The organism is Polaribacter sp. Z014, assembly GCF_023555435.1.
Taxonomy (GTDB): Bacteria; Bacteroidota; Bacteroidia; order Flavobacteriales; family Flavobacteriaceae; genus Polaribacter.
This window is the reverse complement of record NZ_JALCZP010000003.1, coordinates 302,659-324,038: the sequence shown is the minus strand read 5'-3', so window position 1 is coordinate 324,038 and position 21,380 is coordinate 302,659. Positions and strand designations below refer to the sequence as shown.

The 21,380-nt window shown below is 29.9% G+C and carries 27 protein-coding genes; 6 read left to right on the top strand and 21 right to left on the bottom strand.

Annotated features, from left to right (window positions below):
* Nucleotides 1–172: 172 nt before the first annotated feature.
* The 12 genes from MPF19_RS06680 to MPF19_RS06625 all read right to left on the bottom strand — a co-directional run bounded on the left by MPF19_RS06680 (nt 173) and on the right by MPF19_RS06625 (nt 8,835).
* The gene (locus MPF19_RS06680) at nt 173–313 is read right to left on the bottom strand and encodes a hypothetical protein (protein ID WP_203393610.1); all 141 of its coding nucleotides are present in this window, start codon (nt 311–313) and stop codon (nt 173–175) included.
* Nucleotides 314–331: 18 nt separating this feature from the next.
* Nucleotides 332–1,192, bottom strand: a complete 861-nt coding sequence (locus MPF19_RS06675) for a substrate-binding domain-containing protein (protein WP_249987355.1) — start codon at nt 1,190–1,192, stop codon at nt 332–334.
* On the bottom strand, nt 1,193–2,062 hold the full coding sequence (locus MPF19_RS06670) for a nucleoside phosphorylase (RefSeq protein WP_249987354.1): 870 nt from the start codon (nt 2,060–2,062) through the stop codon (nt 1,193–1,195).
* Nucleotides 2,063–3,007: a DUF1835 domain-containing protein gene (locus tag MPF19_RS06665; RefSeq protein ID WP_249987352.1), complete on the bottom strand. Its 945-nt coding sequence runs from the start codon at nt 3,005–3,007 to the stop codon at nt 2,063–2,065. It lies immediately after the preceding gene.
* A 52-nt stretch (nt 3,008–3,059) separates the two neighbouring features.
* Nucleotides 3,060–3,383: a translation initiation factor gene (locus MPF19_RS06660; protein WP_203393606.1), complete on the bottom strand. Its 324-nt coding sequence runs from the start codon at nt 3,381–3,383 to the stop codon at nt 3,060–3,062.
* A 77-nt stretch (nt 3,384–3,460) separates the two neighbouring features.
* Nucleotides 3,461–4,408: an isopenicillin N synthase family dioxygenase gene (locus MPF19_RS06655; protein WP_203393605.1), complete on the bottom strand. Its 948-nt coding sequence runs from the start codon at nt 4,406–4,408 to the stop codon at nt 3,461–3,463.
* 63 nt (nt 4,409–4,471) lie between these two features.
* Nucleotides 4,472–5,197: a DUF6048 family protein gene (locus tag MPF19_RS06650; RefSeq protein WP_249987351.1), complete on the bottom strand. Its 726-nt coding sequence runs from the start codon at nt 5,195–5,197 to the stop codon at nt 4,472–4,474.
* Nucleotides 5,178–5,651 carry a DUF6452 family protein gene (locus MPF19_RS06645; RefSeq protein ID WP_249987349.1) on the bottom strand — a complete coding sequence of 158 codons (474 nt, stop codon included), beginning with the start codon at nt 5,649–5,651 and terminating at the stop codon, nt 5,178–5,180. Before MPF19_RS06645 ends, MPF19_RS06650 begins: the two co-directional genes overlap by 20 nt.
* Nucleotides 5,641–5,931 carry a 4a-hydroxytetrahydrobiopterin dehydratase gene (locus tag MPF19_RS06640; protein WP_249987348.1) on the bottom strand — a complete coding sequence of 97 codons (291 nt, stop codon included), beginning with the start codon at nt 5,929–5,931 and terminating at the stop codon, nt 5,641–5,643. The genes MPF19_RS06645 and MPF19_RS06640 overlap by 11 nt, the downstream gene beginning before the upstream one ends.
* A 159-nt stretch (nt 5,932–6,090) precedes the next feature.
* A complete protein-coding gene (rlmD, locus tag MPF19_RS06635) occupies nt 6,091–7,545 on the bottom strand; it encodes a 23S rRNA (uracil(1939)-C(5))-methyltransferase RlmD (protein WP_249987346.1) in 1,455 nt (484 codons plus the stop codon).
* A 100-nt stretch (nt 7,546–7,645) separates the two neighbouring features.
* Entirely contained in the window at nt 7,646–8,341 is a 696-nt protein-coding gene (locus MPF19_RS06630; protein ID WP_203393601.1) for a YiaD family glycine zipper/OmpA-like lipoprotein, read from the bottom strand.
* A 17-nt stretch (nt 8,342–8,358) separates the two neighbouring features.
* The gene (locus MPF19_RS06625; RefSeq protein ID WP_249987345.1) at nt 8,359–8,835 is read right to left on the bottom strand and encodes a lipocalin family protein; all 477 of its coding nucleotides are present in this window, start codon (nt 8,833–8,835) and stop codon (nt 8,359–8,361) included.
* Nucleotides 8,836–9,121: 286 nt separating this feature from the next.
* Here MPF19_RS06625 and MPF19_RS06620 point away from each other — a divergent pair, with 286 nt between their 5' ends.
* Nucleotides 9,122–9,280 (top strand): YqaE/Pmp3 family membrane protein, encoded by a 159-nt coding sequence (locus MPF19_RS06620; RefSeq protein WP_105048061.1) that lies wholly within the window; start codon nt 9,122–9,124, stop codon nt 9,278–9,280.
* Between the two features lie 45 nt (nt 9,281–9,325).
* Here the strand turns inward: MPF19_RS06620 and MPF19_RS06615 are convergent, their stop codons facing one another.
* Genes MPF19_RS06615 through MPF19_RS06605 form a run of 3 tightly spaced genes read right to left on the bottom strand, consistent with a single transcriptional unit; the run spans nt 9,326 to nt 10,714 of the window.
* Nucleotides 9,326–9,664 (bottom strand): tRNA-binding protein, encoded by a 339-nt coding sequence (locus MPF19_RS06615; RefSeq protein WP_249987344.1) that lies wholly within the window; start codon nt 9,662–9,664, stop codon nt 9,326–9,328.
* Nucleotides 9,665–9,667: 3 nt separating this feature from the next.
* A complete protein-coding gene (locus tag MPF19_RS06610) occupies nt 9,668–10,132 on the bottom strand; it encodes an Mpo1 family 2-hydroxy fatty acid dioxygenase (protein WP_203393599.1) in 465 nt (154 codons plus the stop codon).
* Between the two features lie 45 nt (nt 10,133–10,177).
* On the bottom strand, nt 10,178–10,714 hold the full coding sequence (locus MPF19_RS06605; RefSeq protein ID WP_249987342.1) for a YfiT family bacillithiol transferase: 537 nt from the start codon (nt 10,712–10,714) through the stop codon (nt 10,178–10,180).
* Nucleotides 10,715–11,009: 295 nt separating this feature from the next.
* Between MPF19_RS06605 and MPF19_RS06600 the strand changes: the two genes are divergently transcribed.
* On the top strand, nt 11,010–11,966 hold the full coding sequence (locus MPF19_RS06600) for a glycosyltransferase family 2 protein (RefSeq protein WP_249987340.1): 957 nt from the start codon (nt 11,010–11,012) through the stop codon (nt 11,964–11,966).
* 50 nt (nt 11,967–12,016) lie between these two features.
* Here MPF19_RS06600 and mazG read toward each other — a convergent pair whose 3' ends face one another.
* The 4 genes from mazG to ruvX form a co-directional block, all read right to left on the bottom strand.
* The gene (mazG, locus tag MPF19_RS06595) at nt 12,017–12,796 is read right to left on the bottom strand and encodes a nucleoside triphosphate pyrophosphohydrolase (RefSeq protein WP_249987338.1); all 780 of its coding nucleotides are present in this window, start codon (nt 12,794–12,796) and stop codon (nt 12,017–12,019) included.
* A gap of 336 nt (nt 12,797–13,132) precedes the next feature.
* The gene (locus MPF19_RS06590; protein ID WP_249987337.1) at nt 13,133–13,555 is read right to left on the bottom strand and encodes a DUF5606 family protein; all 423 of its coding nucleotides are present in this window, start codon (nt 13,553–13,555) and stop codon (nt 13,133–13,135) included.
* 95 nt (nt 13,556–13,650) lie between these two features.
* On the bottom strand, nt 13,651–14,241 hold the full coding sequence (def, locus tag MPF19_RS06585) for a peptide deformylase (protein ID WP_203393594.1): 591 nt from the start codon (nt 14,239–14,241) through the stop codon (nt 13,651–13,653).
* Nucleotides 14,242–14,381: 140 nt separating this feature from the next.
* Nucleotides 14,382–14,792 (bottom strand): Holliday junction resolvase RuvX, encoded by a 411-nt coding sequence (gene ruvX / locus MPF19_RS06580; RefSeq protein WP_203393593.1) that lies wholly within the window; start codon nt 14,790–14,792, stop codon nt 14,382–14,384.
* 366 nt (nt 14,793–15,158) lie between these two features.
* Here ruvX and MPF19_RS06575 point away from each other — a divergent pair, with 366 nt between their 5' ends.
* From MPF19_RS06575 to MPF19_RS06560, 4 genes are all read left to right on the top strand, one after another.
* Nucleotides 15,159–15,974 (top strand): 2,3,4,5-tetrahydropyridine-2,6-dicarboxylate N-succinyltransferase, encoded by an 816-nt coding sequence (locus MPF19_RS06575; RefSeq protein ID WP_203393592.1) that lies wholly within the window; start codon nt 15,159–15,161, stop codon nt 15,972–15,974.
* 13 nt (nt 15,975–15,987) lie between these two features.
* Nucleotides 15,988–16,740, top strand: coding sequence for a glycosyltransferase family 2 protein (locus MPF19_RS06570; protein WP_249987335.1), 753 nt, complete (start codon nt 15,988–15,990; stop codon nt 16,738–16,740).
* A 1-nt stretch (nt 16,741) separates the two neighbouring features.
* Nucleotides 16,742–17,857 (top strand): glycosyltransferase family 4 protein, encoded by a 1,116-nt coding sequence (locus MPF19_RS06565; RefSeq protein ID WP_249987333.1) that lies wholly within the window; start codon nt 16,742–16,744, stop codon nt 17,855–17,857.
* A gap of 148 nt (nt 17,858–18,005) precedes the next feature.
* Entirely contained in the window at nt 18,006–19,427 is a 1,422-nt protein-coding gene (locus tag MPF19_RS06560; protein WP_249987332.1) for a CCA tRNA nucleotidyltransferase, read from the top strand.
* A gap of 3 nt (nt 19,428–19,430) precedes the next feature.
* On the opposite strand, the gene MPF19_RS06555 is transcribed toward MPF19_RS06560, so the two are convergent.
* Both MPF19_RS06555 and MPF19_RS06550 read right to left on the bottom strand, forming a co-directional pair.
* Nucleotides 19,431–20,423 (bottom strand): glycosyltransferase, encoded by a 993-nt coding sequence (locus MPF19_RS06555; RefSeq protein ID WP_249987331.1) that lies wholly within the window; start codon nt 20,421–20,423, stop codon nt 19,431–19,433.
* 5 nt (nt 20,424–20,428) lie between these two features.
* On the bottom strand, nt 20,429–21,367 hold the full coding sequence (locus tag MPF19_RS06550) for a glycosyl transferase family 90 (protein WP_249987329.1): 939 nt from the start codon (nt 21,365–21,367) through the stop codon (nt 20,429–20,431).
* Nucleotides 21,368–21,380: the final 13 nt, after the last annotated feature.

Here is a 21,380-nt window from a genome sequence, read left to right as displayed (position 1 = left end):
AAAAAGAGTATGTGTTGTAAACGTAAAATAAAAATGAAAAAAAGGTAAGATAAACTTTATGAAAAAGTTTACTAAAAGTTAGCTTACTATTAAGAGGTATAGTGTTTTAGAACGAAAAAAATCCGCAGTAAAAGCGGATTCATTGAATTTGAAATTAAGAAACAAATAGGTTTTAGGTTAAATCTACTTGCTGTAAGGTTGTTTGAATAGTTGTTGTATTGTCTGCTAAACCACAATGGCTAGACGTACTTCTACAAGAAGAGAAACAAAGAATTCCTAAAATACAAACTGCAATAAATACTACTTTTTTCATTGATAATGGTTTTTCGTGTTAAATGTACATATTTTTTATGAAATCACTAGAATTTTTCTTCTCATCAATAACGTTAAATTGTACCATTTTATTTTGTATGCGTGTAATTAAGTTTTTTGTAATAGGTTTTCCGTCATTCCATTCGGTAATTTTTAACCATTGCTGAATGTCTTCTAATTGCTGTTCATATCTTTCTGCAAGAATTACATCAATCATTTTACTTTTTTTAAAGTCTTTTGTTTCATCATTAATAATGTCTAAAACTTTTTTAACTTCTTCAAAATTATTTTCTAAAACTTCATTTCTAACAGCAATTACAAAGCAAGGCCATGGAGTAGGGCAGTCGTCAATTCTTCTAAAAGTACCATTATCTACCAAAGGTTTTGTGGTAAAATGTTCCCACATAAAATAGTCTGCTTCTCCGTTTGTTAAGGCATCAATTCCGCCTTGTAAATTGCCAATTACTTTAAATTTTAAATTAGCAATATTCCAACCTTGGTTGTAAGCATTTACAATGGCCATTAAATGAGAGCCAGAACCAAACCTACTAATAGCAATGGTGGCATGTTCTAAATCTTCTATATTTTTTAAAGATGATTTTGCGCCTACATGAATTCCCCAAATTAAAGGAGATTTTACAAATGTCTGTACAATTTTAGAAGGGTTTCCGTCTGCAATATCTTTAATAATTCCTTCGGTTAAAACAATAGCAATATCTACATCACCAGCACGTAAAGCTTTGCACATTTGCCCAGTTCCTCCAGGAAAATCTTGCCAACGAAGATTAATATCTTGTTTTTTGTATGCTTTATTTTTTAGTGTTAAATACCAAGGGTAATTAAAGTGTTCTGGAACTCCGCCAACATTAAGGTTTGTCATTTACTCTACTAATTTTTCAAGTGTATATTCTATTAATTCAGCAACTACTTTACCTGGGTTTTCACTAAAAGATCCATTGGCTCTATTGGCAATAATTGCGTTGATAGAACAGGCTTTGTGTCCCAATAATTTAGATAAACCATAAATTGCTGAGGTTTCCATTTCTAAATTGGTAATTCTATGTTGGTTAAAACTAAAACTATCAATTTTATGGTTTAATTCATTATCCTGCAAAGCTAAACGTAAAATTCTTCCTTGTGGTCCGTAAAAACCGCCAGCTGTAGCTGTGATTCCTTGATAGGTTTTGTCAGATTTTAACCTGTTTTCTAATTCTTTGCTATTTTCAATTACAATGGGATACGATTTTTTAGCGCTCCAATTAGTGTGTTGTACAAAAGCATTTTCAATTTCTGGATTCGAAATGGTGTCAATTTGATAAGAATGTAACATTCCGTTTAAATCTAAACCGTGAGAACCAATTACAAAAGAATCTACAGGGATATCATTGTGTAAAGAACCCGAAGTTCCTATTCTAACAATGTTTAAAGACGTTAAATTTTCTTTTGGTTTTCTAGTTTCTAAATCGATATTAACAAGTGCATCTAACTCATTTAAAACAATATCTATGTTATCTGGGCCTATTCCGGTAGAAATAACAGAAAATTGTTTGTTTTTGTAGGTGCCTGTAGTCGTTTTAAACTCGCGTTTTTGAGTAGTAAACTCGATAGAATCAAAATATTTAGAGATTTTATCGACTCTATCTTGATCGCCAACAAAAATTATGTTTGTGGCAATATGTTCTGGTTTTAAATTTAGATGATATACGCTTCCATCTGGGTTTAAGATAAGTTCAGATTGTTTTATAGACATTTAAGATGTAATTTGTAATAGTCTTTCAGATTGATTATTATATAAAAAACTATATTTTTTTGCACCACCAAGATACGAATTTTCATTGCGAAGTTCACCATAAAAATTAAGTTGGTTTTCTAGCACTTTTTTTCCTTTTCGAGATAATTTTACGGGATCGAAAGAGGTAAATAATTTTTGAAGTTGCTCTATATGATGTTCGTATTGCAAATCTCCAAAACCATATATAGTTTGTGATTCTAGTAATTGATTAACTAGTTGAGGTTTAGATGAAAAATTATGAGAATTTGCAGTTTCTAGAATGGTGTTTTCTATTTGGTTTAATCCGTTTTTAATGGATGGAAATCTTTGCAAATGTGCGGCTAAGGCGTCCGCTAAATGGATAAAAGGAGACATTGGGTTAAACTTATAGACCGTTTCTAACCTTAAAGGGCTATCTGAGCAATATAATTGCCAAATGTAGTCTGCGTACTCAATATCATCTAAAGATAAATCGATGCGGCTTTTATAATGTTGCTGCATCTGATTTTTAGTAAGTTCAGAAAAACTTTTTAATTTGTTAGAATCTTTAGTTTTGCTACTTGTTACTAAAGAAATATGATACCCTTTTCTATAGATTTTTAACCAACTAATAACAGCAATCATATTAATTTGACAAAATAAATCATGGTCAAACCATAAGACAATCTCTTTGCTTTCTTTTTTACTGCAAAGCGTCCTGTATTCTTTTAAGGTAAAATCTATAAATTTCTTTTTACTAATGCTGTAAGAGGTTTTTAAGAAATCGAATCTGGTTTTCCAGAAAGTTTCACTTCCTACATCAACAGTAGTTTTTCCTTCGCACAACATTTCTCTCCAGGTAATAAAATCTCCAGAGAAATTCAGATTTTTAAGATAGTTTGTAGTACTATCTCCATTTGTAATATGTAATATAGAAGAACTCATAATTTATTAATAACGTTTACACTAATTATTTATGGTGAGGTGATTCTAATTTTTATCCACCAACACGTTTTACTTTAAATCCTTTATCTTTTAACATGGTCATTATTCGGTCTCTAAAATCTCCCTGAATAATAATTTTATCATCTTTAAAACTACCGCCAACAGACAGTTTTGTTTTAATTTCTTTTGCTAGCTTTTTAAAATCTGATGTTGCGCCTGTATAGCCTTCTAAGATGGTAATTGGTTTCCCTTTTCGCTTTTCGTATTTGCAAATAATAGGATCGTCTTGTAACCAAATATCCAATTTTTCTTTTACAGGTTCAATGGTTTCCTTATGTTCTGGAAATAAATTTTTTAATTGATCTTTGAAATCCATTTTTTATCAGTTTACAGTCTTCAGTCTTCAGTCTTCAGTTAACTTATTACTGCCAACTGAAGACTGATAACTGCAAACTATTTTTTTAATCCTAATTCTCTTAAACGTTCGTCTAAAAATTCTCCTGCCGTAATATCTTCAAATTGTTTTGGGTGCTTTTCGTCGATACAGTTTTCTAAAACATCTAACTTCATATCAGAAATAGGATGCATAAAAAATGGAATTGAATATCTTGATGTTCCCCACATTTCTTTTGGCGGATTTACAACTCTATGAATGGTAGATTTTAGTTTGTTATTACTGTGGCGCGATAACATATCTCCAACATTAATCATAATTTCGTCTGGCGCTGCCATGGCATCAATCCAATCTCCTTTATGGTTTTGTACTTGTAATCCTTTTCCTTGTGCGCCCATTAATAAGGTAATTAAATTAATGTCTCCGTGCGCTGCAGCTCTTTCTGCACCTTTTGGTTCTGTTTTTATAGGCGGATAATGAATAGGACGTAATATGCTATTTCCGTTTTTTATATAATTATCAAAGTAGGTTTCTTCTAAACCTAAATGTAAGGCTAAAGAGCGTAAGACATATTTAGCTGTTTTTTCTAACATTTGGTAAGTTTCTTTACCAACTGCATTAAACTTAGCTAATTCGTTTACTGTAACATTTTCTGGATATTCTTTAGCATATTTAGAGTCTGCATCTACATATTGTCCGAAATGCCAAAACTCTTTTAAATCTCCTTCTTTTTTGCCTTTCGCAGATTCTTTTCCAAAAGAGACATAACCACGTTGCCCTCCAATTCCAGGAATCTCGTATTTTTCTTTTGTTTCTATTGATAAATCGAAAAAGTTTTTTATTTCTCTATATAAGTTTTCTACTAACGTATCATCTAAAAAGTGTCCTTTTAAAGCCACAAAACCTATGTTTTCGTAGGCATGACCAATTTCATCGATAAATTGTTGTTTTTTGCTTTTATCCGAAGATAAAAAATCGGCTAAATTTACACTTGGTATTTTATTCATGATGATTAAATTAAAAAAATAAAGGACGTTAAAGTTACTAAAAAATACTAAATTGAAATAATATTATTTTTTCTTAAAGGGAATTAAGTAAGTCATGGTGTAATTAAAACCAAAACCGGTACTGCTTTCAAAGATTCTATTAAAACCAGGAGCATATAGGGTTTCGAAATTATCGGGCTCTTTTACACTCATTAAAATCTTATAAGAACCGCTAAAAGAAACGAAGAAATTTTTAAATGTTTCTACTTTTAAACCTATTACAAATTCAGACCAATGTGCATTTAAGTCAGAGGCAGTGTTTGCGGTTGTATTAGCGTTTGAAGGGAAATAGATAGGGTTATCATCTAAGCCAGTTATTACATTGGGAGTATAACTATTTAAAGTTTGATCGAAAAGACTAAAACCATAACGATATCCTATAAATATTTCGTTGTTCATGTCTAACCAGTTTTTGTAAACATTATAGTTAACACCCAACCTTAAATAACTTCCTTTTACAGTAGAATTTGTGTAATCTTCTGCTGTGGTTTCTTCTTCATAACCAACTTCTGCAGCAATATATAAGTTTTTCTTAATTCTATAATCTCCCACAATTTCTAACCCCGAATACGTGTTGTTGAATTGTGCTAGTATTGGTTTACTAAGATCTACGCCTAGTCTTAGTCCATAATTAGATTTGTAGATTATAGAGTCTTTTTTGGCATCTATAAGGGTGTCTTTTTTTTGTTCTTGAGATTGTCCATTAACAAAAACAAAAAGGAAACAGATGCTAATGAAATATTTGTACATGTGCTGTATTTTGATTGTCTAGAGTTGTTAATGTAGATGGCGTAAATTCTTTTATCCAAGTATTATCAGAATAAAAAGTAACATCATTAAAAGTAACTTTATAACCACAAGAACGAGAAACGTATTCTTCTTTTGGTGTATAAGTTATGGTAAAAGTATCTACGTCTGTTCCGTTAGAAAATTTATAAACAGTTTTTGTATCTAAGCTATTCAAAGGAATATAAATAGAGTCTAAACTAGTACCATTAAAATTTGCGATGGTATCTTTTCCTTCTGCCCAAACATATAAAGTACTCACGCTTTTTAAGGTTTCCTTATTAGTGTCATCATAAAAACGCAACACCAATTTAGGAGTAACAGGGTTTTGCAAACAGAAATCATCTTTTGTACAAGAGGTATTTATAAGCAAACCAAAGACTAAAATAACTATAATTTTGTGTAAACTATTCTTCAACTTCTACAATTTTATTGATGGCTTTAGCCAATTTAAAATCTAATTTAGTAACCCCTTCTACATCATGTGTGGTTAACTTAATATCTAAGGTGTTGTAATTATTTGTCCATTCTGGATGATGATTTAAAGCCTCACATTCAAAAGCAATTCTATTCATTGCAGACATACAATCTTTAAAGTTATCGAACTCAAAATCTGTATGTAAAGCATCGTCATAATAATCCCAATCTTGTAATTTTTCTAATTTTCTATTGATTTCGAAGTCTGTTAGTTTTTTCATTCTTTTTAACTTTTATTATGAGTTACCAATATATAATGATTCTTACAAATATTTATTGTCCATTTTAATAAAATTATCTTAATTCTAATAATTTAGTTCCTTTATTATTAGTTCTTTATGAAATGGATACATAAACCTTATTATAAGAAAATAATTTTTTTATACTTTTTCAAACAAGACAACCGTTTCAATATGACTCGTATGAGGAAATTGATCTACCAAACTAATTTTTTTCATTTGATACCCCGCTTCTGCCAATAATTCTGTATCTCTAGCTTGTGTTGCAGGGTTACAAGAAACATACACCATTCTGTCTGCATTTAAATTGATTATTTTTTGTAGTGTTTTAGGCGCAATTCCTGCTCTAGCAGGATCTAAAATAATGGTTTTTATTTTATCTTGATATTCTGGATGTGCAACTAAGAACTTACCAACATCTGCGGCATAAAACTTTAGGCCATCAATATTATTTCTTTTGGCATTTTTCTCTGCATCTTCAATAGCGGAAGCTACAATATCTACGCCTACAATTTTTGCGTTTTCACTTTTAGAAGCTACAATTTGACCGATGGTTCCTGTTCCGCAAAATAAATCCATTACCACAGTATTGTCTACTTTTGTTTTGTCTTCTAAAACATATTCAACAACTTTAGAGTATAGTTTTTCGGCACATTTTGGGTTGGTTTGAAAAAAGCTTTTCATACTAATTTCAAAATTTAAACCTAATAATTCTTCTACAATTTTATCTTTTCCATACACTAAATCTAAACTACCTGCGGTTGCAATAGTTCTATCTCCGGTTTCGTCATTAATGGTATGTAATAAACCTGCTAAACGATCTCCAAAAATATCTTTAAGGAAAGTCGCAAATTTCTGTAAATCGAAATTCTCTAATTCAGGAGAGGTAGTAACTAAATTACATAGCAATTCGTCTGTTTTAAAAGATTTTCTTACTACAAAGTAACGGAAAAAACCTGTCTTTCTTGGTCCGTGCCAAGGTTCTAAACCGGTGTCTATACAATATTGACGAATGTTTTTTAGATTGTCTTCTAGTTGCTTATCAAACAAGCCAGAATCTTTTTCTAAATTATCTCCCATCCACCAAACACCTCGTCTTTTAAAACCTAGAGTGAACTCGTCTTTATCTCTTTTTGTAACTCTATCATAACCAATAGCAGAAAAACCATATTCCATTTTATTTCTGTAATGAAATACATTTGGAGAAGTAATAAATTCATCAAATAAATCTTCGATATTTTCTACTTTACCAATTCGTTTGAATAAAGATAAAGTACTTTCTTTTTTATATTGATGTTGTAAATCTATAGGTAATTGAATGTAAGGCGCACCAGGAATATCTTGAAAAGGTACTTCCACTTCATCTTCAGAAGGTTCTAAAACATCTATCAATTTAGCTTCTGCATAGTTTTTACTAGACTTGCTAATTTGTGCTTTTACCAACTGACCGGGTAACGTATTTGGTACAAAAACAACAAAACTTCCTTCTTCAGAATGGATTCTTGCAATTCCTTTTCCGCCAAAAGCGTAATCTTCAATTTTTAATTCTAAAACTTGATTCTTCTTTACAAATTTATTTCGTTCTCTACGTGGCATTCTTAATTGTTTATGGGATGCAAAATTAGGGAAAATATAGTTTGATGAAACAAAAAAGGCCACTCATTTGAGTGGCCTTTCTGTAAAAGTAAGATTATACTTAGTTTCCTGCTTCTTTTTGTGCTTCTTTAATCATTTGTTCGTTTGCAACTATGGCAAATTCCACACGTCTGTTTTTACTTCTTCCTTCTGCAGTTTCGTTTGTTGCAATAGGATCATTAATACCTAAACCTTTGGTTTCAATTCTAGTGCCAAGTATTCCTTTAGAAATTAAATAGTCTTTTACCGAATTAGCTCTCTTTGCAGATAAAGTTTGGTTGTATTCTACTTTACCAGTGCTATCTGTGTAACCATAAATAGCAATATTGGTATTTTCATAACTATTAAGAACTGGAACTAATTTTTCTAAGTTTGCTTGTGCAGTAGCAGTTAAAGTAGATTTATTAGTATCAAACCTTACAGCATTTTCTCCTAAAGTTAACATAATTCCTTCTCCAACTCTTTCTACTTCTGCGCCAGGTAAAGCTTCTTCAATTTCACGAGCTTGTTTGTCCATTTTATTACCAATTACACCACCGGTAACTCCACCAATTACGCCACCTAATACAGCGCCTAATTCAGAATTTTTTCCATTTCCAACATTGTTTCCAATTACGGCACCTAAAATAGCACCTGCTGCAGTACCAATACCAGCACCTTTTTGAGTGTTATTTGCATTTTTAACAGCTTCACAAGAAGTAAGCATGCTTGCCGTTAAAAGTAATACTGATAAACTATAAATTATTGATTTTTTCATTGTGTTTTTTTAATTGATTATTGTCTTTGAAATGAATACGTAATATCTTTTGTTTGTCCTGCAACATTAATTTGGTCTACCAAGTCGAAACTTGTTTCTGTTACATTTTTAATATTTAAAACAAAACCATTATTAACTTCTTTAGCCTTGTAATCGTTAATAATTTTTAAAACAAAATTACCATCTTTATTAAGGTACCAAGTTATTGGAGAGCTAAATTCTTTACAAGAAGTATCTGGGGTGTTAAGAGACATTTCTCCTTTGTTATTATTTGAAATAAAGCTCCAGTTACTACCAACAAAACATTTAGAATCTGCAATGTAAAAAGAAGTAACATTTAAAAAATCTGATCCAGGAAAATTAACAGCTGTAATTGTGAAATTACCTTTTAATATTCGTTCGGTTTTATTGTCTAGTTTGGTACTAACAGCAGAAGTAGATTTACACCCAATAGCTGCAGTCATCAATAAGACAATACATAAAATTTTTTTCATAAGTAAATAAATTATTTTTTGCAAAGTTAAGAATAGTAGTTAGCATAATCTTTTTTTTATGCTATAATTTTAAGACACATGTAGATGTGAATAGTCACTATTATTGCTTTAATTTCTGTATTTTTTTAGCCTTCATTTTAAATAAAGTCTATTTTGCTATTTAATGATGATTTTGGTAAGATTTTAAATAGAAAACACCATAGTTTAACTTTAATTTTTTTCAGTATTATTTTGTAACAAATCTATTTTTGGTTCGTCTTATTTATGTAACTAACTATATATAAATATGAGTTTTATAAGAGTATTATTCGCTATTTTTTTTCCGCCACTTTCTGTGATAGATAAAGGTTGTGGTTCTTTCTTTATTATTTTTTTATTAACGCTTTGCGGATGGATTCCTGGAGTAATAGGTGCTTTAGTAATTTTAAATAATCCTAAGAATTAATTTTTAGAGAATTGATATAAATAATCTTTTAGAAACCTTAAACCACTAATTAACTTGTTCTCCGTTTTTAATTTCTTTAGAGGCTTGTAATAAAACTACATTTCCATCTGTATTATAAACACCCATCACCAAACATTCGCTCATAAAGTTGGCAATTTGTCTAGGTTTAAAATTTACTATTACAGAAACTTGCTTGTTTAAGAGGGCTTCTTTGGTATATAAATCTGTTATTTGTGCACTCGATTTTTTAATACCTAAAGCACCAAAATCAATTTTTAATTGATACGCAGGTTTTTTAGCTTTAGGGAAATCATTCACTTCAATTATGGTACCTATTCTAATATCAACTTTTAAAAAATCTTCGAAATTAATTTCTTCTTTCATCTGTTATTTTTTCTTTCCTAATTTCTGAATTACCCATAAAGGACCTATCAGTAAAAATTCTAAATCTTTTAAAAAAGAGGGTTTTGCTCCTTCTACTTTATGTCCATAAAACTGACCAATCCAAGCTAAAACAAAAATAATAAGAGATGCATAAAGTAAGTTTACTTGATTGGCTAGCAAAAAATTGGCTAAAATGGCTGTTAAAATTATAAATAACATTTCTATAAAATACCAAATACCTAATCGTAGATAAAAAACAGAAATAACAAAACCAACTATTACGGCCCAATTTTCTATTAATGGATTAGATAAATTTAAGGAGTTTTCTAAAAATGTAGTTGGTATACTCATGAGTAAACCAATAACACTAAAAAAAATTAATGGAACACAAATATAATGTATTGCTTGGTTTGTTTCATTTTGATGACTTACAGCATATTCGTCAAAATATTCTTTGGCAGTTTTCATGAATGTTATTTATAAGCTTAAAGATAAGTGTTGTTATACTATTTTTTATTTCCAGCCATTTCTAATCATTAACTCTTCTATGTGCGCAAAATGATGTTTGCTGTGCCAAGCATAAATACAAATACTTTCCTTTAAATGAACCTTTTTATTATCTGAAGGATGAATAAAAGTTTTTTCTAATTCAGCATCTTTTAAGTCACGTAATAAATATACCCATTTAGAATGTAATGCCTTTAAAGCATCAATAGATAAAAATATTGGTGCAGATTTAGCATCTTGTAATTCTGCCCAACGCTCTTCATAGTATGCTTTAATTATAGGATTGTCTTCTGTTAAAGCCCATTTAAAACGCGTATACGAATTATGATGACTGTCATAACAATGATGTACAACTTGTCTAATTGTCCAGCCACCTTCTCTGTAAGGGGTGTCTAGTTGGTTGTCCGATAGGTTTTTGGTTAAATACTCTAGTTCTTGAGGGAATCTTTCTAAAATTGAAATCCAATCTTCAATATTTTTTTTGGTGATATTTTCTGGGATATTTGTTCTTCCTATCGGATATTTTAATTCTTCTAATGTCATTGTTGTTTTATTTAAGAAACGTTTAGAATTTCTGTTTTTAGGGGTTATAGGTTACGCTTTTTTAAAGCTGATAAATGCATTCACCGTATCTTTTTCAAAAAGAGAAAGTTTTTCTCAATTATCAAAAACGTTCGATTTATTTGGGTATAAGATAGTATTTATTTTAAAAACATTTAAACTCGCATTAAAATTGTCTTTTTCTTAGTTTTATTTGATGTATGACCGTTCTATTTTTTACATTTACAAGATAGTTTTAAAATTTTTTAACCTTTAAAACTTTGAAAACCTTTAAAATTTGAGCCTAAATTTTTCTTTAATAATTCCTGTTTACAATCGACCTAATGAAATAGAAGAGTTGCTAGAAAGTCTTACCAAACAAGATTTTTCTACTGATTTTGAAGTTTTAATTATAGAAGATGGTTCTTCGGATAAAAGTGATTTAGTTGTAGAGAAATATAAAAATCAATTAGATTTAAAATATTTTTTTAAAGAAAATAGTGGAGCAGGAGCAAGCCGAAACTTCGGGATGCAAAAAGCTACGGGAAATTATTTTATTATTTTAGATTCTGATGTAATTGTACCAGAGCAGTATTTATTCGAAGTAAAAAAAGCTCTAGAATCTAAATTTACAGATGCTTTTGGAGGACCAGATGCAGCGCATAGCAGTTTTACATCCCTGCAAAAAGCTATTAATTATTCAATGACTTCTGTTTTAACAACAGGAGGAATTCGTGGTAAAAAGCAAGCAGTTGGTAAATTTCAACCAAGAAGCTTTAACTTAGGTTTGTCTAAAAAAGCATTCAAAAAAACACAAGGTTTTTCTAAAATGAAAAACGGAGAAGATATCGATTTAACATTCCGACTTTGGGAAAACGATTGTGAAACACAATTGATAGAAAAAGCATTTGTCTACCATAAAAGAAGAAGTACAATTCCACAGTTTTTTAAACAAACTTATGGTTTTGGAACCGCAAGACCAATTTTAAATAAAAAGTATCCATCAACAGCAAAACCAACGTATTGGTTTCCTTCTTTGTTTATTATAGGGATTGGTATAAGTATCATTTTAGCCTTCTTTGGCTACAATCAATTACTCTATTTCTATGGGTTTTATTTCGCGCTAATTTTCTTAGATTCTTTAGTTCAGAATACCAATTTGTATGTCGCTTTTTTAAGTGTATTTACTACTTTAACCCAATTTTTAGGCTATGGATTGGGGTTTTTAGAATCGAAATTTATCCAAAAAAAATAATTAAGTAATTAACCTTAAAGGTTTTTAAAGCCATTGAGGTTTAGATATTTTCACCTAAAAAACTCTTTAGATTTTTCCCAATAGACATCCATTTCAGTTAAGGACATGTCTGCAAGTTCTTTTCCTTCTTTTTTAGCTTCTTCTTCTAAAAATTGAAAACGATTTATAAATTTTTTGTTGGTTTTTTCTAAAGCATTTTCTGGGTTTATACCAATAAAACGAGCGTAGTTAATCATAGAGAACAAAACATCACCAAATTCTTTTTCGGTATTTTCTTTGTTTCCTGCTTTCACTTCTTCGTTTAATTCAGTTAATTCTTCTTGTACTTTTTCCCAAACTTGTTCGGGTTTTTCCCAGTCGAAACCAACACCTTTTACTTTTTCTTGAATTCTGCTTGCTTTTACAACGGCAGGTAAACTTTTAGGAACACCTCCTAAAACGGATGTGTTTCCTTCTTTTAATTTTAATTGTTCCCAATTACGTTTTACTTCTTCTTCCGTTTCTGCAACAACGTCTCCATAAATATGAGGATGTCTGTGTATTAATTTGTCGCAAATAGCATTAGCAACATCACCAATGTCAAAAGCTTTTTGTTCGCTTCCTATTTTAGCATAAAAGACGATGTGCAGAAGCACATCGCCTAATTCTTTTTTTATTTCTGGTAAATCATTATCAAGAATAGCATCTGCTAATTCGTACGTTTCTTCTATAGTTAGATGACGTAAACTTTCTAAAGTTTGTTTTTTATCCCACGGACACTTCTCACGAAGATCATCCATAATATCTAACAATCTATTAAAAGCGGCTAACTGTTCTTTTCTGCTATTCAAAATGATGTTTTATTAAAATATCATTTCGAAATGAGTTGAAAAACGATTGAGAAATCTAACTAAGATTCCTCCTCATTCTTCGTTCGGAATGACAGTTGTTGTTTTTTTTATATTAAATACCACAAACCTGCTCACTGAAAACTGAGACTGAATACTGCTTACTCTTTTTCAGTTTCTAAGTTGAATATTATGTTCAGTATATAGTAAATCTAATATGTTTATGAGATTTCTCAATCGCTTAAAAAAGCTCATTTCGAAATGAAAGTCGTTATATTATTTAGTTTCTAATACTAAATGGCAGAAACAAGCTCACTGAAAACTGAGACTGAATACTGCTTACTCTTTTTCAGTTTCTTCAGCAGCCACTGCTTCTACTTTAGAAAAATCCATACCGGCTTTTACTAAAATATTAAACCACTGAATTACTTTTTTTATGTTAGAAGCGTATACTCTTTCTTCATCATAACCAGGTAAAACTTCAGAGAAAAAAGCTGTTAAATTTTTACTGCTTTCTTTATGAGATAAAGCTTCTTTACCTTCTGTTTTTTCATACATAGCGGTAAAAATGTTTAATAAAGGTACATCTTCTTCGTACGTGTAAATTGCTATGTTTTCTAACAAACTTACGTTTTGAGCAGCATTAATTGCTACACGTTTTTTTTCTACTAAAGATTCTGCTATTACGGCATTTTTAGATTGTGAGATTACTTGAAATAATCCAGGTTTACCTGTTACGGCAATAATTTTATTAAATTCCATATTGTATATTTTGTTCTATATTATCTCGTGAGCGGTTGTAGTTTTAATTCGAAAACAAATAGTTTTCGTTTGCACACGGACAAACTTAATTTTTATTATTTACCTTTTTTAGCATTTGGGAAACGCATTCTGTAATCTACATTAATTTTCCCTTTAGAAATATTTTCTAATTTCTTTTTTATCAATCTTTTTTTTAGTGAAGAAAGTTTATCTGTAAATAAAATTCCATCTATATGATCATACTCGTGCTGAAAAACTCTTGCAGCTAAACCATCTAAGGTTTCTGTTTGGGTTTTAAAATCTTCATCTTGATATTCAATGGTAATTTCTGGCTGACGAAAAACGTCTTCTCTAACATCAGGAATACTTAAACATCCTTCGTTAAAAGCCCATTCATCACCTTCTTCTTTTAATATTTTAGCATTTATAAATACTTTATTGAAGTTTTTTAAAGCTTCTCTGTCCTTGTCAGATAAATCTTCATCTTCGGCAAAAGGAGAAGCATCAATAATAAATAAACGGATTGCTTTACCAATTTGAGGAGCTGCCAAACCAACACCAGAAGCATTGTACATGGTTTCTTTCATATTAGAAATCAATTTTTCTAAATCGGGATAATCTGCATCAATTTCTACGGACATTTTTCGTAAAACTGGATCTCCATAAGCTACAACTGGTAATATCATTTCTTTTTATTTTAAGATTGGCAAAAGTACAATTTAGAATTACGAATTACGAATTTTTGAATTACGAATTTTTATAAGTCATAACTTTTAGAATTATTTTAACAATTCAACAATGCTGTAATTATAGATTTACATAATTGTTATTTGTTATATAAATACGACTGTAAAATGATTGTCGCACTAATTTCATCAACTAAAGCCTTGTTTCTACGTTGTTTTTTGTTTAAACCACCATCAATCATTGTTTGAAAAGCCATTTTAGAAGTAAAACGTTCATCAATTCTTAGAAGGGGAATTTGAGGAATTTGTTTTTCTAATTTTTTTAGAAAAGGAAGTATTAACGTTTCACTTTCACTATCTGTATTATTCATCTGTTTCGGTTTTCCTACTATAAAAAGTTCTACCTGATTTTCTGAAATATATTTTTTCAAAAAAGGAATTAAATCATCTGTATTTACAGTTGTTAAACCAGAGGCTATAATTTGTAGTTCATCAGTAACTGCAATACCTGTTCTTTTTTTACCAAAATCAATGGCGAGAATTTTACCCAAATTAAATGTTTTTTGCAAAAATAAAAGTTATAATATAATAACTACTGTTTAATTGAAATATTATCAATTAATGAACGTTTTTTTGTTTTATATTATATAAACATCCAGTTAAATTCGTTTTCTTAATACTTGCCGATAGGTGTACAACTATTCAAATTTATTGTGAATCATTTAAAAAACATTTGTTTGTCAGATGGTTACAGTGAAGTCTTGGTTGTTGATTCTAAAAGCAAAGCGGTCTTAAATCATTTATCTATAATAAATGATAATTGTATTTTAAACAAGATGTAATAATCTGTTTAAAAAACGTATATTCGTCCACGTTTTTGTGGATAGATTTATATTTGCACAAATATACTTATTACGATGAAAGAAATTAGAAAAATCATAGAGTCAGCTTGGGATAATCGCGAGTTGTTAAAAGAAGAAAATACAATTAACACTATTAGAAAAGTTGTTGATTTATTAGATAAAGGAGAGTTAAGAGTTGCAGAGCCAATAGATGGTGGATGGCAAGTTAACGAATGGGTAAAAAAAGCGGTAGTTTTATATTTTCCTATTCAGAAAATGGAAACTTTAGAAGCTGGTATTTTCGAATATCACGATAAAATGCCTTTAAAAACAGATTACGCAGCACAAGGAGTTCGTGTAGTTCCTGGAGCATCTGCTCGTAAAGGGTCTTATCTTTCTCCTGGTACTATCTTAATGCCAAGTTATGTAAATATTGGTGCGTATGTAGATGAAGGTACTATGGTTGATACTTGGGCTACTGTGGGGTCTTGTGCACAGATTGGTAAAAATGTTCACCTTTCTGGTGGTGTTGGTATTGGTGGTGTTTTAGAGCCTTTGCAAGCTGCACCTGTAATTATAGAAGACGGAGCTTTTATAGGTTCTAGATGTATTGTTGTAGAAGGAGTAAGAGTCGAAAAAGAAGCGGTTTTAGGTGCAAATGTTGTGTTAACAATGAGTACTAAAATTATTGATGTTACTGGTGATGTACCTGTGGAAACTAAAGGTGTAGTACCTGCACGTTCTGTAGTAATTCCTGGTAGTTATACTAAGAAATTTGCAGCAGGAGAATTCAATGTACCATGTGCATTAATTATCGGAAAAAGAAAAGAAAGTACCAATAAAAAGACTTCTTTAAACGATGCGTTACGTGAATATGATGTAGCAGTTTAAGAATTAAAAAACTATGACAAAAATTACTGCAATTATTCCAACATTAAATGAAGAGATTCATATTGGTGATGCTATTAAATCAGTAAGTTTTGCAGATGAAATTATTGTTATAGATTCTTATAGTACAGATAAAACTTTAGAAATAGCAGAGAAGTTAAATGTAAAAATCATCAAACGAAAGTTTGATGATTTTTCTTCTCAAAAAAACTTTGCTATTGACCAAGCAACCCATGCTTGGATTTATATTTTAGATGCAGATGAAAGAGTAACACCTGCTTTAGAAAAAGAAATTTTAGATGTGGTTAAAAACCCTAAAGATTTTGTGGGATATAATATTAGAAGAATAACCTATTTTGCAGGTAAAAATATAAAATATGGTGGTGTTCAAAATGATAGAGTTATCCGGCTTTTCTTAAAAGATTTTTGTAAATATGATGGAGCTCTTGTGCATGAAAAAATTAATTTTAAAGGAAAAATAGGGGTTTTAAAACAAAATATAGAACATTATACGTTTAGAGATTATAATCACTATATCAATAAACTAAATAGGTATTCTACCTTAAAGTCAGAAGAATTATTTAGCAAAGGAAAATCGACTGTGAGTCTTTTTCATTTTATTATAAAACCATCCGCTAGGTTTATAAAACATTACTTTATTAAATTGGGTTTTCTTGATGGTTATGCGGGATTAATTTTTGCAAAAACACAATCTTATGGCGTTTTATCTAGATATATTAAACTTTGGTTACTAACTAAAAAAAGTTAAGATGAAAATAGGATTTGATGCAAAAAGAATTTATCACAACACTTCTGGTTTAGGTAATTATGGTAGAGATTTGGTTAGGGTTTTATCAGAGTTTTATCCGCATAATACTTATAATTTATACAATCCAAAACCGAAAAAAGTAAAACGACTTCAACCAAAAGAAAATATTTTTGAAATTTTACCCGAAACGAAATTCTGGAGAAAATTTTCGTCTATATGGAGACAAGGTCCTATTTTACATCAATTGGAAAAAGATGGTGTTCAAATTTTTCACGGATTAACAGGAGAACTTCCAGGTGGGGTACAGAATTCAAAAATAAAAAGTGTTGTTACCATACACGATTTAATTTTTATTAGATATCCTAAGTTATACTCTTTTTTTGATAGAATTATACATCTTAAAAAAGTAAAGTTTTCGGCTAATAATGCTGATAAAATTATCGCGATTAGCGAACAAACTAAAAGAGATATTGTACAGTATTTAAAAATTGATGCAGCTAAAATAGACGTTATTTACCAAGGTTGTCATGCAACTTTTATAGAAGAAAAATCTACTGTATTTAAAAGAGAGGTTAAAGATAAGTTTAAGCTACCAGAAAAATTTATATTAAATGTAGGTGCTTTAAACGAGCGGAAAAATATTTTATCTCTTATAAAGGCTATTGAAAATATTGATGTTCCTTTAATAATTATTGGAGGTAAAACGTCTTATTTTAAAGTTTTAGAAAGCTATATAAAGGATAATCAGTTAGAAAAAAAAGTTCATTTTTTAGAAAATGTAAGCATGCCAGAATTATCTGCAATTTATCAGTTGGCATCCGTTTTTGTATATCCCAGTGTTTTTGAAGGGTTTGGAATTCCGATTATAGAGGCATTATATTCTAAAACACCGGTTATTACAAGTACAGGTAGTTGTTTTTCTGAAGCAGGTGGTCCTGATTCTATGTATGTTACTCCTAAGGATGTTGAGGCTTTATCAAGTAAAATACAACTGGTTTTATACGATGAAAGGTTAGCAAATAACATGATTGAGAAAGGCTTTAAATTTGTGCAGAAATTTAATGATGATGTAATTGCCGAAAAGTATTTTTCTATATACAAAAATCTGCTTTCATAAAGTCTTATTGATTATTTAAAAGGGATGCAAAACTATTTTTCTAGTCTTAAATTAAATGTTAATTTTGCGGTTCAATTAATAAAGAGGTTTTAATGTTATTAGGGAATTTTACTGCACATAAACCTAGTAAATCACAATAAATAAATTCATGCAAAAAATTTTTTTTAAAGAAGCAATCTCATCAGAAATATTTAGTGTAATCTCTAAAGCCTCAAAAGAATTAGGGGTTGATAGTTTTGTGATTGGTGGGTTTGTACGTGATTTTTTATTGAAAAGAGGCAATGCAAAAGATATTGATGTGGTTGCTGTAGGAAGCGGAATTGAGTTAGCTCAAAGAGTTTCTAAACTATTGCCGAATAAACCAAAAGTTCAGGTTTTTAAAACGTACGGTACTGCTATGTTGCGTTATAAGGACGTAGAAATTGAATTTGTTGGTGCAAGAAAAGAGTCTTATACAGAAGATAGTAGAAATCCAAATGTAACAGAAGGTTCTTTACAAGACGATCAAAATAGAAGAGATTTAACCATAAATGCCTTGGCTTTAAGTTTAAATGAAACAAATTTTGGGCAATTATTAGATCCGTTTAACGGAATTGAAGATTTAAAAAATAAGGTAATTAAAACGCCATTAAATCCAGATATTACCTATTCTGATGATCCTTTAAGAATGATGCGTGCCATTCGTTTTACAACGCAATTAAATTTTAATATAGAAACAGAATCTGTAGAAGCAATTACTAGAAATGGGTATCGATTAAAAATTATTACTCGCGAAAGAATTGTAGATGAATTAAATAAAATATTAGCATCTCCAAAACCTTCTATTGGTTTCTTATTGTTAGAGAAAACAGGTTTGTTAAAGCAAATTCTTCCGGAGTTAATTGCTTTAAAAGGAGTAGAAGAGGTAGAAGGTCAAAAACATAAAGACAATTTTTATCATACCTTAGAAGTAGTAGATAATATTTCTGAAAATACGGAAGATGTTTGGTTGCGTTGGGCAGCTTTATTACATGATATAGGAAAGGCACCGACCAAAAAATTTAGTAAAAAAGTAGGTTGGACTTTTCATGCGCATGAGTTTGTAGGTTCTAAAATGGTGTATCGTTTATTTAAGCGTTTAAAAATGCCATTAAATAATAAGATGAAGTTTGTTCAGAAAATGGTTATGTTAAGTTCTAGACCTATTGTGTTGGCAACCGAAGTTACAGATTCTGCTGTAAGGCGTTTGGTTTTTGATGCTGGCGATGATATTAATTCTTTAATGACCTTGTGTGAAGCAGATATTACCACCAAAAACCCAAAGAAATTTAAGCGTTATCATCAAAATTTTGAGTTGGTAAGAGCTAAAATTAAAGAGGTTGAAGAGCGAGATAATATTCGTAATTTTCAACCACCAGTTACGGGAGAAGAAATTATGAAAGCTTTTAATTTAAAACCATGTAGAGAAATCGGTCAAATAAAAGAAGCAATCAAAGAAGCTATTTTAGAGGGTGAAATACCAAATGAACAACAAGCTTCTTATAATTTTATGATTGAAAAAGGGAAAAGTTTAGGTTTAACTTTGGGATAGTTCTTATTCTTGCCAATCCAAAAATTTAGGTTCGATAACAGCATTTTTATGAGGCGGTGTCAAATTTAATTTCTTGTTATTTAAAACCAATTCATATTTTTCTAAATAGGCTAAAGCCATCACTTTTGCATTGAATACGTCTTGTGCGTATTCATGACATTTTTTTCTTGAAAAATTTGAGTAATTTTCAATAGAACTTGCTAAGTCAGAAGCATTATTAGATAAAAAACCAACTTCTTTGGTTACAATTTCTGGGAGAGAACCATAAGGTGTTCCAAAAACAGGACAACCATAATACAAGCTTTCTGTAATTGCTAAACCGAAAGGCTCGTGCCATTTTACAGGAAAAACCAGTCCTTTAGATTCGTTTAAAATATCGAATTTTTGTTGTCCGCCAATCATTCCGTAAAAGGATGCTCGGGTCGAAAAGGTAAAACGAATTCCCATGTTAACATTAAAACGAACGCCTCCTAAAATTTTAATTTTTTCTTTCTTCGTCTTTTTTATTGTATTAATTGCTCCTGTAACATTTTTTACTCTCCAAGCGGCTTTACCTAAAAAATGAAAATAGTCTTTAGGTGCTTTTAAAGTTGGTTTGCTATATTCGCTCCAGTCTAATCCGTTGTAAACAAAAGAAGTAGAGTTGAATCTTTTGGCATGGTTTTGTGATACAAAAATGGTGTTAGCATCTAATTCTGGTGTATCATTTGCATTTCCATGTTTTGTAATTACATAGGGTTTTTTTAATGTTTCAATATTTTTTGGAGGGAAATTAAAGTGAACAACATCAATATTATTTGGAATTTGACTAAGAATATCAACTTCATCATTTATGTGAATAACATTACCGAAATTACAATGCGATCCTTTTTTTACTAAAAAAGTAATTTTATGTCCTAAATTGTTGAGTTCTTTTCCCAAACTCCAAATTACTCTTTCTGTTCCTCCGTATAAAGTTACAGGAATACTGCCTTTGCTTACTATTAAAATATGCATCGTTTTTATTTAAGTTGTTGGGTTTGTTTAAAATAGGAATTCATTACTAATAAAGAGAGTACTTTTTCTAATTTAGTATCTTTAAATTGTAGTGTCCAATTTTTTGCATTTTGTATTATTTTTTCAGCTTCTTCTATGTTTTTAGAATAAAAATTCATTTTTTCTTCCATATCAGAATAATCATCTTTTATTAAAACATAATGATGGTTGGGTCTTAGTTTTCCTTCCATATACCAAGTTTCAAATTTTGGTTTAGGCATAAAACACAGAGAATTAGAAGACATAATCCATTTTAAATTCGTGGCTACATCATTGCCTTCAATAGACAAGATAAATTTATATTTTAATTGTTCTTTTATGCTGATAAAATTCGTCTTGTTTTTATCTTTTAGAAAAATAGGTAAAATATTAAAACCTTTTCTATTTTTAAATTTCTCTACAAGCAGTTTTCTATTTTCCTTGTGCGTAATTCCTCTCCAAACAATTTCGTCTTTTTTATCAGAAAAAGGTGTGGTATCATCAATAAAATTAAAATGTCTTAATTTATTTAAAGGTAAAAGAACGGAATTTCCATTGTGATTAATAGGTCTGCTTTTTACAAAAGTAGGACTTGCTACGTTGGTGTCTACATCTCCAAATAAGAATTTTACAACTAAATTTTGATTAAAATATCGACCATATTTCATTAAGTCATAATAGTACATACTTTTATGACCTTTTTTTTGGAAATTTTTTAATTGAATTCCATCAATTTTCTTTTGAGGTAGTTTGTTATTGATGTAATAAGTAACTCTTTCTTCAATTAACTTTTTAGGATATTTATTCTGATAACCTATCCAAAGTTTTAACTTTTTGTTGAAAAAACTTCTAGGTAAAGCATCTAAGAAACCATTTTTAATATAATAAAAGGTTTTATTTCTTTTAAAAAAAGTAAGGACGCCCATCTTAATATTAATT